The sequence below is a fragment of the Nocardia heshunensis genome, assembly GCF_054782115.1.
Window position 1 is genome coordinate 328371 of record NZ_BAAGTC010000005.1, and the last position, 14942, is coordinate 343312.

Consider the following 14942-nt stretch of genomic DNA (forward strand, 5'->3'; position numbering starts at 1 on the left):
GCAAATCGTTGACAGTTGACAATCGAGCCGCGCACACTCGGTCCACCGGACAGCCGGAGCCACCGGCGACCGGAGCCGAGGGAGGCATTGCCATGAGGATCAAGGACATTCGCGCCAGCGTGCACACCACCTCGATCGAGGTGCCGCTGCTGGACGGACGGGTCCGCGGCTACGGGCGGGAGGAGCAGAAGGACTTCGTGTTCTGCGAGGTCGAGACCGACGAGGGCCACACTGGCGTCGCGGTGACCGGCCACTTCCTCGCCCACGCCGTCGTGGTCGCCCTCGAGAAACACTTCCTACCCGCCGTCCTCGACCTCGACCCGCGCGAAATCGAGGCCGTGCACCAGCGGGTGTGGCAGCGACTCAACCCGCGCACCATGACCGGGGTGGTGTCGAGCGCGCTGTCGTTGCTGGACATCGCGCTGTGGGACATCAAGGGCAAGGATGTCGGGCGCTCGGTCGCCAGCCTGCTCGGCGGCGCCCGCACCGAGGTGCCGGTGTACGTGACCTTCGGCTTCCCGCAGTACGACCGCGAAACCCTCGCCGCCGCGGCCCGCCTGCACGTCGACCAGGGCTTCACCGCCCTGAAATCCGTTGTGGCCGTGGACCCGAAAGGCTGGCGCGAGGACGCCGCCCGGGTGCACGCCATCCGTGCCGCAGTCGGCGACGACATCGACCTGATGATCGACGCCAATTACCTGTTCACCCCCACCGAGGCCGCCATGCTCTGCCGCGAAATCGAGGACGACCACCTCACCTGGTTCGAGGAACCGTTGCAGCAGAACGACGCCCGCGCCCTCGCCGACCTCCGCAACCACACCCGAATCCCCATCGCCGCAGGCCAAATGGAAGGCCACCGCTGGCGTCTACGCGAACTCGTCGAACACCGAGCCGTCGACATCCTCCAACCCAACGCCTGCTACTGCGGCGGCTTCACCGAACAACGCAAGGCGGCCTACCTCGCCCAGACCTACAACCTCCCCCTGGCCCACGGCGGCGGCTGGCCCCTCTTCAACCTCCACGCCCTGGCCGGCCTCATGAACGGCTGGCTCCTGGAATGGCACGTAGGCATGGCCCAAGTCGGGCAGTTGTTGTTCCCCGACTCCCCCCGCCCCATCAACGGCCGCCTCACCGTCCCCGACCGCCCCGGCCTCGGCCTAACCGTGGACCGAGACGCCTTGCGCGACACCCTCGTTCCGCAGCGATGAAGGTACGGCGAGTGACATGGACACCCAAGGGCCTGCGGGCCTGCCCGCCGCCGAGACACCCGCGCGGCACACTGAAACATCCTCCGGACATACCCAACCGCCCAACTCACACGGCGGAACCGCGGCCCCATCACCCGGCACCGACGGCTCGGCCTTCAGCACGGCTGAGCCACCAACCGGGAGCACTACGACACCGTCAGACATCGCCACACCACGCCCCGACTCCACCGAGCGCCGATCCGGCACCACCCAGCAGACAGTCGATCCTGTCGAGCCGAAGCCGCGGTGGCGGCGGCTGATCGCGAGTACCAGCCTTCAGGTGCTGGTCGCGGCCGTGGCTGCGGCCGTATTCGGCATAGCCGCACCGCATTACGCGGCTGGGATGCAGCCGTTGGCGAATATTTTCATCTCGCTGGTGCAGGTGGCTATCGCGCCGATCGTGTTTCTGGTGATCGTTACCGGGATCATGACTGCCGGGGAGTTGAAATCGGTGGGGCGGGTGGCGCTCAAGGCGCTGGTGTACTTCGAGGTTGTCACCACTGTCGGGATGCTGCTCGGGCTGGTGGCGGTGAATCTGCTGCGGCCGGGTAGCGGGGTGCCGACGCCGAAGCATGCCTCCGATCAGCTTTCCAGTTACATCAGCGCCGATCAGCACAACACGTCGTTGACCTCGTTTCTGTCGAAGTTGGTGCCCAGCAACGCTGTCGGCGCGTTCGCTACCGGCGGGGTGTTGCAGGTGTTGATCTTCGCGGTGTTGTTCGCGCTCACGCTGTTGGCGCTGCCGAGGACGATCTCCGCGCCTGTTACCGCGGCGTGCGCCACGTTGAGCACCGTCTTCTTCAAGATGATCGCGCTCATCATGCTGCTCGCACCGATCGGCACCTTCGGGGCGGTGGCCGCGACCGTCGGCAAGTACGGGCCCGAAACCCTCACCGCGCTGGTCAAATTGGTGCTGGTCTCGATCCTGGCGCTGGTTGTGTTCGTCCTGCTGGTGCTCGGGGTGGTGGCGCGGCTGGCGGGTTTCCGGCTGTTGCGGCTGATTCGGGTGCTGCGCAAGGAACTGCTCGTCGTGCTGGGCACCGCCTCTTCCGAAGCGGTACTGCCCCAGCTCATGGAGCGGCTCGAGACGGTCGGCTGCCGCCGCAAGGTGATCGGCCTGGTGGTGCCCGCCGGGTTCTCGTTCAACCTCGACGGTGTCGCGGTGGTGGTGCCGATCTGCGTGGTGTTCATCGGGCAGGTCTACGGCGTTCCACTGTCCGCGGGCCATCAACTCACCCTGTTCGCCGTCTTCCTGCTGCTGTCCAAAGGCACTGCGGGCGTGTCCGGTTCGGCGTTCGTAACCCTCGCCAACACTGTCGCCGCCACCGCGCTGGTGCCCATCGCCGGCCTGGCACTGGTGCTTTCGGTGGACCGCTTCCTGTCCATGGCCCGCGCGGCCACCAATGTCCTCGGCAATGCCGTGGCCACGGTGGTGGTGGCGCGCTTCGAACCCGACGGCCTCGACCGGGTGGTAGCGGCCCGCGAGATCGGTATGACACCCGCCAAAACCCATGTCCCCCAACCCGAACAACTCTGAGGAGCTCACCGTGCCCCGCATACTCGCCATCCACGAAGGCGCCGTCCCGATCAGCTCGTCCATGAGCAATGCCTTCATCGACTTCAGCGCCATGGACTGCTCCATCGTCGCCGTGGTCAGCGACGTGATCCGCGACGGGCGGCCCGTCGTCGGCTACGGCTTCAACTCCAACGGCCGCTACAGCGCCGGGGAGATCCTGCGCCGCCGCGTCATCCCCCGACTGCTCGCCGCCGACCCGGACGCCCTGCTCACCGCCGACGGCCTCGCGGTGGATCCGGTGAAAGCCTGGGATGTCATGACCCGCAACGAGAAACCGGGCGGCCACGGTGAGCGTTCGGTCGCCGTCGGCGTGGTCGATATGGCCCTCTACGACCTGGCCGCGAAGCTCGCGGGTGTCCCCCTCTACCGCTGGCTGTCGCAGCAGTACGACCTCGGCGACCCCGACCCGGACGTGTTCGTCTACGCGGCAGGCGGCTACTACGCCCCCGGCAAGAGCTTGCACCAGCTCCAGGACGAGATGCGCGCCTTCCTCGATCAGGGCTACGACGTGGTCAAGATGAAGATCGGCGGCGCGGACCTGGCCGAGGACGTCAAACGCGTGGAGGCCGTCCTGGACGTGCTCGGCGGCGACGGGTCCCGGCTGGCCGTGGACGCCAACGGCCGCTTCGACCTCGACACCGCCCTCGACTACGGTCGCGCCCTCGCCCCCTACGACCTGCGCTGGTACGAGGAGCCCGGCGACCCCCTGGATTTCGCGCTGCACGCCACCCTGGCCGAACGCTATCCCGGCGCGCTGGCCACCGGCGAGAACCTCTTCTCCCGCATGGACGCGCGAAATCTGTTGCGCTACGCGGGTATGCGACCCGATCGCGACATCCTGCAGTTCGATCCGGTGCTCGGCTATGGGCTGGTGGAATACCTCCGCATTCACGACATCCTGCGGCAGCAGGGCTGGTCGTCACGCCGCTGCATTCCGCACGGCGGGCACCAGTTCGCGTTGCATATCGCCGCTGCCCTGCATCTGGGCGGCAATGAGTCCTATCCGGGAGAATTCCAGCCCACGGGCGGGTTCGCCGACAGTGCCGTCATCGAGCACAGCCGAATTCGATTGTCGGACACGCCCGGTATCGGATTCGAGGACAAGGCCTTGCTGTACAACGTCTTCCGAGCCCTGCACGACTGACCAGTACTGCACGGATATCTAGTGGTTCACGAAAACCCATGTCCCCCATCGAGCATGGGTTTTCACTTCGTCCGCACATAGCTGAAGCGCGCACTGTTCTCATCCAGAGAGCGGAAGCTCGCAACCTGCGTTCCGGGCGCCGGACATACGAACGTCACGCTCTTGACCATCGACGTCGCGGCACCACCCCCGGTCATGCGCATGGCCGCCGAGAATCCACCTGACGGAATGACGGCGTAAATACCCTCACCCGCGCCCGAGCGCGCGCTACGGAATGCGATACCGCCCGCACCGTCGAATGCCAGCACATTCGCCGAATCCTCGGCCGCGGTGAATTCACCCTGATAGTCCCCCAGCGCCGAACCACATCCCCCGATCGCGTCCGCGAAGGGCGCCTGCACCGTCACCGCGGCACAAACCGCCAGCGTAAGGGCCCCACCCGCGGCGATCCTCGAACCCGGTCCAGCGCTCATCCGACTCCCTCCCGATGCGTTCGTTCCCGGGTAGTCGACCGCAGAACCGGACGAAAGGGTCGCAGACACGCCCTTTCGTTACCGAAACGTGTGCTGGCACAGTGCATAACACAATAATCTGAAACGGCTTTATCCGACCGATTGGTTTGGTTGCGCCGCAAGCGAATTCGCGCACCTGTACAGGCGATCAGCAGGTCGCGACATTCCGGGCAGACACGCATCCCACGAATTACGTTGAGCTGGTTGTACCGTCGTACTCCATGACACGAAAGAAAGTCATCGGCCTGCTCGTCGGTGCATTCGTTTGTGCCGCCGTACTCACCCTCAACCCGTCCTCGGCCTGGGGCTCCGGCGAAATTACGCCGCCCGCCGCCCCCGGCGCTCCACGGGCCTCCACGCCCGCGGGCAGTGGACCGGGAGCCGGGGCACCGGTGGCCCCGGAAAGGATTGTTCCCGTGCCACCCCCCAGCGGCGGATTCCTCTGCCCCACCCCGTGACAATTTCCGTCGACGAAGCCGGAATTACTAACTCCCAGAATGCGAACTGCGATGCTCAGGCCGCGAGCACGGACGACAATCCGTGCAACACGGTCTGGGCATCCTCTACATCGACCACAATGCGGGTGATATCCGACCCCGCCAGATCGATCAGCACGGCCTGACCGTCGAATCGCGTATCCCAGAATTCCTTACGGCCCTTACCCCGGAAGATGCCCGCCGCGATCACGCCCGGAAAGAACGTGCCCGGCGCCCGCACCCACGGCGGCCGCAGATCCACCGGCGCGGGACCCAGCCGCTTGACCTGCGAGAGATCGAAGCTCACATGATCCCGCAGCGCGAGGAATCGATGCGACCCGGTGACCCGCACGGTCACAGTGGTTCCGGTGACGTCCAATTCGACCATTCCGCACCTCACACGCTCGCCCGACACTGTCTCCTGCTCTCCACAGTGCCGGGCGATTCTGGCCGTAGCCTGAAAATTTCCTGGCCGTACTCTCAGGCTTTCGCCCGCAGGTCGGCGGCGAGCCGGGCGGCTTGCTCGCGGAGGTCGGCGCGCAGCTGGGCGGCCTGGGACTTGGCCTCGGCGCGCAGCTGCTTGATCTCGGCCTTGCTCAGGTGCTCCGGGGTGGTGCGCTCGGCGGCCTTCTCGTGAGCCTTCGCCACCTGGGCGTGGGCCTTCACCGCCGCCGCACGCATGATGCGTTCGGATTGGGCGCGGGCCTTGTCGGTGTGGGTGGTGATCAGGTCGGCGAGGACGTTGTAGTTCGACATCGTTCTTCTCCTTGTGCTGGACCGGAGTGGTTTCCGGCTGTGAGAAGAACGATGACGGCCGCCGCCGACAGCGCACCGATAGTGCACCGACAGCGACGGCCGCGAACCCTGTCAGTCGACCGGCAGGGTGACGCCGTTCTCGGCGGCCTTGGCGGCCACCTCGGCGGGGAAGATATTGCGGAACAGGTAGAGGTCGCGGCCGAGTTTCCAGCCGGGGGCCAGGGCGACGGCGTAGCGCTCGAAGTAACCGAGCTGCTTGCCCATCAGCACCAGCTGCTGCGGGCCCGACGCCCCACGACGCTTGCCGAATTCGAGCAGCCGCGCCGAGACCACGCCCAGATCGAGCTTGTCCAGGCTGCCGGAGAGCACCGGGCCCAACGCGACCGCGAGCTGGCGGCCGATGGTGGCGTCGTCACCGCTGTCGTCGGAGACCAGGTCCAGCTTGCGCAGCGCACGAGCGACCGGACGGAAGTCGTTGTCGATGGAACTCGCGAAGAACAGCGCGCGCACGAAGTCCCGCCATTCGCTCTCCATACGACCGACGATGCCGAAGTCGAGCATGGCCACCCGGCCGTCGTCGAGCAGCCAGAGATTGCCCGCGTGCACATCACCGTGGAAGAGACCGTGCACCGCAACCGATTCCATCCACGCCTTGACCAACCGGCGGATCAGCATCTCGGGTTCGGGATGCACGGAGCGGATGTCGTCGAAGCGGTCCAGCGGCATACCCCGCATGCGCTCCATACACAGCACGCGCGGCGCGCAATACTCCCAATACACGTCCGGCACAGCCACATTGGTGTTGTCGCCGAACGCCGCCAGGTGCTCGCGGGCGCGGGTCTGGTTGTCGGCCTCGATGAGGAAGTTCAGTTCGGCGACCGTGGCCTCGTACAGATCCCGCACCACCGCTTGAGTATTGGCGACGCGGGCGTTCTCCGAACGCTTCTCCAGCGTGCGCGCCAGCCGCATGGCCGCACGCAGATCCACGATCATCCGCCGCGCGATCTCGGGCCGCTGCACCTTCACCACGGCGGGCCGCCCGTCGGCGAGCACGCACGCGTGCACCTGCGCGATGGACGCCGCCGAGAGCGGCTCATCGTCGAATTCGCGGAACAGCTCCGAGATCGGCTTGCCCAGATCGGCTTCGATGATGGCGCGGGCATCCGCCGCCGGGAACGGCGGCACATCGTCGAGGCAGCGCAGGCAGGCGTCGGCCAGTTCCCGCGGGAACGCGCCCGGCGAGGATGCGATGAGCTGGCCCAGTTTCACGAACATCGGGCCCAGCGTCTCGAAGCCGTCGACCACGCCCTCGGCCGCCGCGCGCTTGCGCTTGGACGGGCGCAACCCGCCACGCACCACGCTCTTCACGACCGATCCGCCCAGCACCACACCGACCATGGCGGTCCGCCGCCACTCCGAGAACCCGAAGGTGTCGAGGTCCGGCCGGATCACCTCGGGCGTCCCCGCTCGCACAGTCATAGGTGAGCTCACCCGCGGCAGTGTATCCCCGACCTTGCTAACACCGCGGCACAGGTTACCGACACGTTCAGTGGTTCGGGTTCGAGGCCGCACGGTACCGTGGGCGGTTCGAGTCGCGATCCGGCTCGGCACGGGCGCGTCGAGCCCCGACTCGATGAAGGCGAAAGGCAAGACCGAGGTAATGACGGGTACAGCGGAAAAGCTGGCGGAACTGCGCAAGCTCCTGGAGATCGCCGAAGAACCCACCGGTGAGAAGGGTATCCAGAAGCGTCTGGCCAAAGGCGTAGCCAGTGCCCGAGAACGCGTCGACATGCTGGTGGACCCGGGCAGCTTCGTCGAGATGGGCGCGCTCATGCGCTCTCCCGGAAACCGCAACGCCCTCTACGGCGACGGCGTGGTCACCGGTCGCGGCAGTATCGACGGTCGCCCGGTCGTGGTCATCTCGCACGACTCGGGCGTGCAGGGCGGCTCGGTCGGTGAGACCTTCGGTCGTCGCGTGCGCATCGCCATGGAGTTCGCGTACAACAACGCCTGCCCGGTCGTGGTCATCAACGACTCCGGCGGCGCGCGCATCCAGGAGGGCGTGACCGCGCTGGCCTGGTACGCCACCATGTGCCGCCTACAGGAAGACCTGTCCGGCTACGTGCCGATGGTCGCGGTCATGTTCGGCAAGTGCGCGGCAGGTTCGGTGTACGGCCCGGTCAATATGGACGTGATGATCGCGACCGACGACTCGTACATGTTCGTCACCGGTCCCGAGGTCATCAAGGGCATCACCGGCGAGGACATCAGCGCCGAGGAGCTGGGCGGCGCGGCCGTGCAGGCCCGCAACGGCCTGCTGCACCATGTGGCCAGGACCGAGCGCGACGCCCTGCAGTGGGCGCGCGAGTACCTCAGCTATCTGCCCAGCAGCTGCCTCGAGCAGCCGCCGATCGTGAACCCGGGCCTCGAGCCCGAGATCACCGACTCCGATCGCGAACTGGACCGGATCATTCCGGACTCCGATCGGCAGGGCTACGACATGCACGAAGTGCTGCTCCGCATCTTCGACGACGGCGCGTTCCTCGAAATGGGTGAGGCCGCCGCGCAGAACCTGATCACCGGCTTCGCCCGCGTCGACGGCCGACCGGTCGGTGTCATCGCCAATCAGCCGATGCAACTCGGCGGCGCGCTGGACGCGGCCTGCTCGGACAAGGGCGCGTACTTCATCCGGCTGTGCGACGCCTTCAACATTCCGCTTGTTTATGTCGTCGACACCCCGGGCGTGTTGCCGGGCGTCGAGGAGGAGCGCAACGGCGTCATCAAGCGCGGCGGCCGCATGTTCCGCGCGCTCATCGAGGCGACGGTTCCGATCGTCACCATCGTGACGCGTAAGGCGTACGGCGGCGGCTACGCGGTCATGGGCTGCAAGGAACTCGGAGTCGATATCAACTTCGCCTGGCCGACCGCGCGCATCGCGGTCATCGGCGCGGAGGGCATGGTCACCGTCACCGGTAAGAAGACCCTGGCCGCAACCCCACCCGAGCAGCGCGAGACCGTGCGTAAGCAGATGGTGGACTTCTACAACGCGCTGCTGGACAACCCGTGGGTGGCGGCCGAGCGCGGCTACATCGACGCGGTCATCGAGCCGTCGTCGACCCGCCTCGAGATCCGCAAGGCGCTCAAGCTGCTGCGCGACAAGGACGCGGTGCGCAAGCACAACCCGCGCAAGCACAACCTCTTCCCCATCTAGTTCGGGATCTTGTTGCCCGCGTTCAACATTCGTTGGGCGCGGGCACGCCCCGCAGTCGCTGATCCAACCAGTCCAGCGACTCCGGATACCCGGTGACCGCCGCGACGAAGTGTTCGCCGAACACGCTGCGGTACACGGCTTTCACCCCGAGCGAGCATTGCTCGGCGTACAGGTTCTTGGCCCCGGCCGCCGGGACCCAGAACTCCTGTTCGCCGTTGAAGATGAACAGCGGTACAGGCGACTTCTTGCCGTCCATCCGCGTGATGGCGTAGATCTCGTGTGCCAGATCGCTGTTGAGCGGGTCCGGGATATTGGCGGCCAGGTCGATGGGCAGTTGCAGCAACCCCGGCACCGAGAACACCTCACTGCACTGACTGTTGAGCACCGACACCGCCGCCCAGTCGGCCAGATGGTTCATGTGCGCCAGGATCTCCGGCCGTTCGCGGCCGATGCCGAACACGGCCCCCAGGAACACCCCCGAGGCCAGATTGGCGTTCATGGATTTCGCCAGCAGGCTGAAATCCGCGGGCACCCCGCCCAGCGCCGCCCCGACGACCACGTCGGACAGCTCCGGCGCGTACTCCGACATCAGCTTCACCGCACCATTGGTAGCGATGGCCCCGCCGGAGTAGCCGATCATCCCGAACTTGCTGTCCCCCAGCTCATCCGGCAGCTGATTGCGCACCGCGCGGATGGCGTCGAGGATGGCGTGCCCGGCCACGATCGGCTCGGCGTACGCCATGCGCGGGCCCTCGTGATCGGTGATCAGCACCGCGTAGCCGCGCAGCAGCGCCAGCTGGGTAGTGGGCAGGATGTAGCCGGTGAAGTTCGAGGCCCGCGAGAAGCCGTGCGCCATGGTGTAACTGGGGTTGCAGTCGCGGCCCAACGCGTCGATCGGCAGATTGTTGACCACCACCGGCCGCTCCCCCGGCCCGGGCCAATCGCCCACCGGCAGTACCAGACTGGCGATGCCGTAGGAGGCTTCGTCGTGAGAGTCGTTGGTGCGGTACTTGACCTGCAGCACCTGCCGCACCGGCACGATCAGCGTGGGTGCGGCGGTGGCGGTCACGTCCCGCACGGACACGATCGCGCCCGGGTCGTAGCCGTCGAGCCCGTCGGGCCAGTCGTCGACGAAGGAGTCACCGATGGCCGCGGGCATGGCGGCGGCCCGCAGGGCCGCCAAATCCGGTGGCAGCTCCGCGGTGTCGACCAGGGGCGAATCCGCCTGCGCCGGTGTGAGAGCCGGTGCGGGGATCACCTGGTCGATCCAGCGCTGAATGTCGGGCAACGAAATCCCGGGTGGCCCCGGCGGAATCGACGGCCCACTGTCCGGTGGTTGCGCGAATGCCGGTGCGGCACCGTATCCGACGATCGCAGCGCATCCGATCATCAAGGCACCGGCGATATTTCGCAGGCGACGCAGCACAACACCCCCACGGATCAGTTTTGTCGGCGGTCGGGCAGCTCCTCATCTCTCGCGCGCCCGAGCCTACTGGGACACCCCGATCCGACACTCCGGACTCGACGGTTCGAAGCCACATCGAGACCGGGTCGTGTCCTGCCGGGTGCCGCTCACTGCCGGCGGCGCATCACCATGTCCAGCTGGGCATTGCTGATCTGCCGTCCGGCGTTGGACAGCGAGGTCACCATGCAGCTGCCGAAGGATCCGTCGCGGTCGAAGAGGGTGGCCACGCCGACCGCCATGCCGCGCTCGCTGAAGTGGCTGTCGGCCTCGACCCCGATCTCGGTGCCGACCGGCAGCCGCGAAAGGCCCAGCGTCATATCCGTATTGATGAAGCCGATGCCCTTGTCGCCCCAATTGGTCATCATGCTGGTCGCCTCGGCCACGAGCGCGACCCGGACGAACGGGGTGAGCTCCTCGCCGGTGATCACCCGAATGGGGTTCTGCCAGGTCCGCTTCCGGGAGTTGTTCTCGTGATCGGTGGGCACCGAGTTCCAGTGCGAAGGGTCCTCGTTGCTGTTGAACAGCGGCACCAGGGGCAGCGCCGAGGGCGGGGCGAGTTCCAGCGACGGCGGCTGCGGCTCCCGCTCGCGGTGCCACAGCTCGCCGGGCGGCTGCTCCGAAGGCTGCAGCAGCACCGCCGAGGCGCGCGCGGCCACCGTGCCGCCCTGCACGACGCTGACGTCGGCGACGCGGATGCGGCGGCCGTCGCGCACCCGCACGCTCGGGGTCAGGGTGTGCTCGAAACGGGCCGCGCTGAACAGATCCACCGTCAGGCGCACCGGCACGAATCCGTCGGTGGCGTGCTCGCGTTCGAGCTCGCGGGCCAGCAGACCGGTCAGCGCCGGGCCGACCAGCTGCGCCTTGGACCATTCGCTGGCCGCGTGCGGAGTCGGTGCGAACCCGCCGTCCACCTCATCGAAATACGCGGGTACTTCCACCACGACACCGGCTCCCGTCCACTCAGGTTGATAGATCCACCGTTTCCATGGCTAACACAACCGCGAAACCCGTTTCAATTCAGGGTCCGGTAGTCGGGTCGTATTCTGACCGCATGTTCGAGGTGACCAGTGATACCACCGCGGACCCGGTCCGCGCCTGGACCGCCCTCATGACCGTCGCCGACTGGCCCCGCTGGACCGAGTCGATGACGGCCGTGCAAGCCCTGGACCCCGGCCCGCTCGCCCCCGGCAGCCGGGTGCGCATCACCCAGCCCGGGATGCCCCCGCTGGTGTGGACCGTCACCGACTTCCAGGAGGGCGTCGAATTCACCTGGGCCGCAGCCTCGGCCGGGGTGCGCACCCTGGCCCGCCACCGCCTCGACGCGACTCCCGGCGGCACCCGCATCACGCTCGGCATCGAGCAGAGCGGAGTTCTCGCCCCGGTGGTGCGCGCGCTGCTGGGCCGCCGCACCGAACGCTACGTGCGGATGGAGGCCGCCGGTCTGGCGGCCGCCGCGGAACAGGCGCGCGCCTAGCCGGTCGCTCGAACAGCCGCTCGTGCAGATAGCCGATCGTGCGCACCGCGGGTCGTGCACGGCCCGCGGACCCGGCGGTTCGCACCGAGCCCACACGGGTACGCCATCGGTATGGTCCCCGCGATCGACCGCCTGCTGGGCACCCTCACCCTGGCCGTGCAGGTGCTGCGGGACAACGAAATTCCCTGCGCCGTCACCGGCGACTGCGCGGTGTACGCCCGCGGCGGCCCGATCTTCGACGGGTACTCCGAGGTGGATCTGCTGGTGCGGCCCGCCGACGCGGCCCACGGTTGCGGCGCGCTGAGCGCCGCAGGAATGCGGCCGCCACTGCCGGTCATCGATGCCGAGCGAACTACCCTCTACGACCACGACATTCGCCTCGATCTGGTGTTCGCGCCCAACTACCGGCCCGTCACCGACGAATTGCTCGCCCGCGCCGAGACGCTGCCCATCGGCGCCATCGTCGCGCCGGTGGTCACCATCGCCGATCTGCTGGTGGCCGAGCTCGCCGTGGCCGACCCGCACCGGGTGGATTTCACCCGGCTGCTGCACATCGCACGGGAATTGCGGGCTCAGGTCGATTGGGCGCGCGTGCGGGCCGAAACGGCGGCCTCACCCTACGCGCGCGCGTTTCTGGGCCTGCTGGACGATCTGGGCATCACTGACGGCCCCCGCGATCGCGGCTCCAGGACATCACTGTGAACACGGCTCTACAGCAGTGTGATTCGTGTGTACCCGCGCGGGTATCCGACTGATATAGGTTCTGCATTACCCCCGGAGAAAGGCCAGCGATGATGCCTGTCGCTCCGAACGCCGCCGATGAGGTGCGCAACTTACCCGGCCCGATTCTGGCCGCCGCCGGAATCGTCGCGTGCGCATTGACTTTGACCGCCGTCGGCTACGGCTCGCTCACCTGGAGTGGCCTCGGCGCGCTCGCGAGTGTGCTCTGTCTGCGTTTCGGAATCGGCCTCATGGTCGTCGAACATCGCCGGGTCAAAGCCGCGAAGTGGGCGGATTCCGCCCGTCACGGCGGTATTTGATCTTCCTTTGCGGCCGAGTTTGATCTTCCGCTAATTCCTGGATAAAGCGGCGCGGTCCGAGCGTCTCCGTAGTTTCGTTCGGAAATACCTAGACAGGTCCGTTCGCGTGGATTGCAACCTTTTGCCAACCCTTGTTTCGCAAACTCATAGCATCCCGAAAAGTGCTCTGACGCTGGGAATTCGATGTTGCAGATGTACTTGCATCTGCGCAATGCACGGTCATAGACTCGTCGTGCAAGGCACCAATAAGGGGACAACCAGAGAGCCGAGCGGTGAATCACCGGCGATTCTTCGCCCACGGTTAGCCGTCGGCCTGGCGTCAGGGGCGTTCGAATGAACCAGCCAATCAACCTCAGCCGACTCGGGTTTGCCGACAGAAGTCAGCCGGAGCAAACCTATTCACGTGAGACGGCAACCGCTTTCGTTATCCGCCAGGTCGAATCCACTGGAGCGGCCACTCGGTACGATTTCGACATCGAGCGGATCGTCACCACGGCGCATGCCATGGTGAACGATTGGGATCTGCACACCATGCAACCGGAGGCATTTTGGCGTATCGCCTCCAGTTTCATCAGGCAGTAATCCGACTCCGGCCGTGCCACAGGCCGACTCGTCCGACCCAAGGCACGCTGATAGGGGCCCCGTGAGGGGCCCCTTATCCGTATGCGGGGACCTCTAGTCGAGGTCCGCAGCTATCCGCGCCAGCTCTTTGCGGGACCGCTCCGGCGGCTCCGCCTGCACGCTCAGCTGATCCATGACCTGGCGGTAGAGCTCCAGATCCTGGCGGCGATCCAGATACAGCGCGCTCGTCAACTGCTCCAGATACACGATGTCGGGAAGTTCGGGCTCGGCGAAGCGCAGCATGGTGAACGAACTGCCCGCTGCCGCATGGCCGCCCGCGGCGTAGGGCAGCACCTGAATGGTGACGTTCGGCAGTCGGGACATCTCGATAAGGTGCTCGATCTGACCACGTAGCACTCCCGGCCCACCGACCGGTCGGTGTAGCACCGCCTCGTCGAGCACGGCCCAGAAGCTCGGCGCACCGTCGCGGGTCAGTAGCTCCTGACGCCGCCGACGCAGCGAGACGCGGCGCTCTCCATCCGCGTCGTGCCCGAGGGCCACGACCGAGCGGGCATAGTCGGGGGTTTGCAGCAACCCCGGGACCAGTTGCCCCTCATAGGTGCGAATGGATTTCGCCGCGTGCTCGAGTCCGAGATAGGTTTCGAACCAGGGTGGCAGCAGATCGCTGTAGCGATGCCACCAGCCGGGCTGATTCGCCCTGCGAACCAACTCGAGGAACTGCTCGCGCTCGCCGGGATCGTCAACGCCGTACAGCGCCAACAGATCCCGGATGTCGCGCTCCTTGAATCCGGTCCGCCCGAGTTCCAGGCGACTGATCTTGGCGTGGGAACCCCGGATGTGATCGCCCGCGGCTTCCCGTGTGATACCGCTGAGTTCCCTCAGCTTGCGTAGCTGGCTACCGACCGCGATACGCAGTGCAGTCGGGCCACGTTCGGCGACAGCGGAATCCGCCCGATCGTGGGCAACGGGTTCTGCGATCATGGGGTCCACTCCGATGCTCGGGTTTGCCGGCAGTGGACTCACAACCGTCTGTCGCGAACCACCGCGCCGATTGCCAATGCTACCGCTCAGCGCGCGAGGTCGTCGAATTCTCCGCTCTTCGCGCCGCGCAGGAAGGCATCGATCTCCGGCCGCGTGTACACGATCAGCGAACCTTCGGGGTCGCGCGAGTTGCGTACCGCCACCTGCCCGTCGGCGAGCGGGGCCATCTCCACGCAGTTACCACTGGGATTGCTGAAGGTGCTCTTGCGCCACAACAGATTAGAGCGATCGAAAGGGGTTGCCGAGATGTCCGTCATTTCAGACTCCTTGCCAGTACCGCCCGCAGACGGTGGTCCCAGTACTTGCAAATGTTCGATCAGGTGTACTTACAGTTGCAACCGCAAGCACGACGATAGCACGCAGATTGCCCGGTATCGATGGCTCGAAGCTGGCACATCGTTTGCAACACAACAGGTTT

17 protein-coding genes are annotated in these 14942 nt (G+C 66.6%); 9 read left to right on the forward strand and 8 right to left on the reverse strand.

Features of this window, described 5'->3' with window-relative positions; all coding sequences use genetic code 11:
• Positions 1-92 precede the first annotated feature (92 nt).
• The 3 genes from ACYVN4_RS20195 to ACYVN4_RS20205 are packed head-to-tail and all read left to right on the forward strand — an operon-like array spanning position 93 to position 3967.
• Positions 93-1208 (forward strand): mandelate racemase/muconate lactonizing enzyme family protein, encoded by a 1116-nt coding sequence (locus ACYVN4_RS20195; protein WP_460723355.1) that lies wholly within the window; start codon positions 93-95, stop codon positions 1206-1208.
• Positions 1209-1224: 16 nt separating this feature from the next.
• Positions 1225-2784, forward strand: a complete 1560-nt coding sequence (locus ACYVN4_RS20200) for a cation:dicarboxylate symporter family transporter (protein ID WP_460723357.1) — start codon at positions 1225-1227, stop codon at positions 2782-2784.
• Between the two features lie 10 nt (positions 2785-2794).
• Positions 2795-3967 carry a mandelate racemase/muconate lactonizing enzyme family protein gene (locus ACYVN4_RS20205; protein ID WP_460723359.1) on the forward strand — a complete coding sequence of 391 codons (1173 nt, stop codon included), beginning with the start codon at positions 2795-2797 and terminating at the stop codon, positions 3965-3967.
• Between the two features lie 62 nt (positions 3968-4029).
• On the opposite strand, the gene ACYVN4_RS20210 is transcribed toward ACYVN4_RS20205, so the two are convergent.
• Positions 4030-4374 (reverse strand): hypothetical protein, encoded by a 345-nt coding sequence (locus ACYVN4_RS20210; RefSeq protein ID WP_460723361.1) that lies wholly within the window; start codon positions 4372-4374, stop codon positions 4030-4032.
• Positions 4375-4700: 326 nt separating this feature from the next.
• Between ACYVN4_RS20210 and ACYVN4_RS20215 the strand changes: the two genes are divergently transcribed.
• A complete protein-coding gene (locus ACYVN4_RS20215; protein WP_460723363.1) occupies positions 4701-4937 on the forward strand; it encodes a hypothetical protein in 237 nt (78 codons plus the stop codon).
• A 55-nt stretch (positions 4938-4992) separates the two neighbouring features.
• Here ACYVN4_RS20215 and ACYVN4_RS20220 read toward each other — a convergent pair whose 3' ends face one another.
• From ACYVN4_RS20220 to ACYVN4_RS20230, 3 genes are all read right to left on the reverse strand, one after another.
• Positions 4993-5343, reverse strand: a complete 351-nt coding sequence (locus tag ACYVN4_RS20220; RefSeq protein WP_460723365.1) for a hypothetical protein — start codon at positions 5341-5343, stop codon at positions 4993-4995.
• A gap of 92 nt (positions 5344-5435) precedes the next feature.
• A complete protein-coding gene (locus ACYVN4_RS20225; protein ID WP_460723367.1) occupies positions 5436-5711 on the reverse strand; it encodes a hypothetical protein in 276 nt (91 codons plus the stop codon).
• A gap of 111 nt (positions 5712-5822) precedes the next feature.
• On the reverse strand, positions 5823-7202 hold the full coding sequence (locus tag ACYVN4_RS20230) for an ABC1 kinase family protein (protein WP_460723369.1): 1380 nt from the start codon (positions 7200-7202) through the stop codon (positions 5823-5825).
• 169 nt (positions 7203-7371) lie between these two features.
• Here ACYVN4_RS20230 and ACYVN4_RS20235 point away from each other — a divergent pair, with 169 nt between their 5' ends.
• A complete protein-coding gene (locus tag ACYVN4_RS20235; RefSeq protein WP_460723371.1) occupies positions 7372-8922 on the forward strand; it encodes an acyl-CoA carboxylase subunit beta in 1551 nt (516 codons plus the stop codon).
• Between the two features lie 22 nt (positions 8923-8944).
• Here the strand turns inward: ACYVN4_RS20235 and ACYVN4_RS20240 are convergent, their stop codons facing one another.
• On the reverse strand, positions 8945-10210 hold the full coding sequence (locus ACYVN4_RS20240) for a lipase family protein (protein ID WP_460723373.1): 1266 nt from the start codon (positions 10208-10210) through the stop codon (positions 8945-8947).
• Positions 10211-10494: 284 nt separating this feature from the next.
• Entirely contained in the window at positions 10495-11328 is an 834-nt protein-coding gene (locus ACYVN4_RS20245; RefSeq protein WP_460723375.1) for an acyl-CoA thioesterase domain-containing protein, read from the reverse strand.
• A 110-nt stretch (positions 11329-11438) separates the two neighbouring features.
• Here ACYVN4_RS20245 and ACYVN4_RS20250 point away from each other — a divergent pair, with 110 nt between their 5' ends.
• The 4 genes from ACYVN4_RS20250 (at position 11439) to ACYVN4_RS20265 (ending at position 13483) form a co-directional block, all read left to right on the forward strand.
• Positions 11439-11861 (forward strand): SRPBCC family protein, encoded by a 423-nt coding sequence (locus tag ACYVN4_RS20250; RefSeq protein WP_460723377.1) that lies wholly within the window; start codon positions 11439-11441, stop codon positions 11859-11861.
• A 111-nt stretch (positions 11862-11972) separates the two neighbouring features.
• Positions 11973-12563, forward strand: a complete 591-nt coding sequence (locus ACYVN4_RS20255) for a nucleotidyltransferase family protein (RefSeq protein ID WP_460723379.1) — start codon at positions 11973-11975, stop codon at positions 12561-12563.
• Between the two features lie 92 nt (positions 12564-12655).
• The gene (locus ACYVN4_RS20260; RefSeq protein WP_460723381.1) at positions 12656-12901 is read left to right on the forward strand and encodes a hypothetical protein; all 246 of its coding nucleotides are present in this window, start codon (positions 12656-12658) and stop codon (positions 12899-12901) included.
• Between the two features lie 333 nt (positions 12902-13234).
• Positions 13235-13483 (forward strand): hypothetical protein, encoded by a 249-nt coding sequence (locus tag ACYVN4_RS20265; protein ID WP_033089065.1) that lies wholly within the window; start codon positions 13235-13237, stop codon positions 13481-13483.
• 93 nt (positions 13484-13576) lie between these two features.
• Here the strand turns inward: ACYVN4_RS20265 and ACYVN4_RS20270 are convergent, their stop codons facing one another.
• Complete coding sequence (locus ACYVN4_RS20270) at positions 13577-14464, reverse strand: helix-turn-helix domain-containing protein (protein WP_460723383.1); 888 nt, start codon at positions 14462-14464, stop codon at positions 13577-13579.
• A gap of 86 nt (positions 14465-14550) precedes the next feature.
• Positions 14551-14781, reverse strand: coding sequence for a DUF397 domain-containing protein (locus tag ACYVN4_RS20275; protein WP_452397530.1), 231 nt, complete (start codon positions 14779-14781; stop codon positions 14551-14553).
• Positions 14782-14942 lie beyond the last annotated feature (161 nt).

What these genes read in the sequence shown, in the direction of transcription:
- ACYVN4_RS20225 (WP_460723367.1), bottom strand. Translation starts at nt 5,711, where the DNA reads ATGTCGAACTACAACGTCCTCGCCGACCTGATCACCACCCACACCGAC.
- ACYVN4_RS20260 (WP_460723381.1), top strand. Translation starts at nt 12,656, where the DNA reads ATGCCTGTCGCTCCGAACGCCGCCGATGAGGTGCGCAACTTACCCGGC.
- ACYVN4_RS20220 (WP_460723365.1), bottom strand. Translation starts at nt 5,343, where the DNA reads ATGGTCGAATTGGACGTCACCGGAACCACTGTGACCGTGCGGGTCACC.
- ACYVN4_RS20250 (WP_460723377.1), top strand. Translation starts at nt 11,439, where the DNA reads ATGTTCGAGGTGACCAGTGATACCACCGCGGACCCGGTCCGCGCCTGG.
- ACYVN4_RS20215 (WP_460723363.1), top strand. Translation starts at nt 4,701, where the DNA reads ATGACACGAAAGAAAGTCATCGGCCTGCTCGTCGGTGCATTCGTTTGT.
- ACYVN4_RS20275 (WP_452397530.1), bottom strand. Translation starts at nt 14,781, where the DNA reads ATGACGGACATCTCGGCAACCCCTTTCGATCGCTCTAATCTGTTGTGG.
- ACYVN4_RS20195 (WP_460723355.1), top strand. Translation starts at nt 93, where the DNA reads ATGAGGATCAAGGACATTCGCGCCAGCGTGCACACCACCTCGATCGAG.
- ACYVN4_RS20255 (WP_460723379.1), top strand. Translation starts at nt 11,973, where the DNA reads ATGGTCCCCGCGATCGACCGCCTGCTGGGCACCCTCACCCTGGCCGTG.
- ACYVN4_RS20270 (WP_460723383.1), bottom strand. Translation starts at nt 14,464, where the DNA reads ATGATCGCAGAACCCGTTGCCCACGATCGGGCGGATTCCGCTGTCGCC.
- ACYVN4_RS20235 (WP_460723371.1), top strand. Translation starts at nt 7,372, where the DNA reads ATGACGGGTACAGCGGAAAAGCTGGCGGAACTGCGCAAGCTCCTGGAG.
- ACYVN4_RS20200 (WP_460723357.1), top strand. Translation starts at nt 1,225, where the DNA reads ATGGACACCCAAGGGCCTGCGGGCCTGCCCGCCGCCGAGACACCCGCG.
- ACYVN4_RS20265 (WP_033089065.1), top strand. Translation starts at nt 13,235, where the DNA reads ATGAACCAGCCAATCAACCTCAGCCGACTCGGGTTTGCCGACAGAAGT.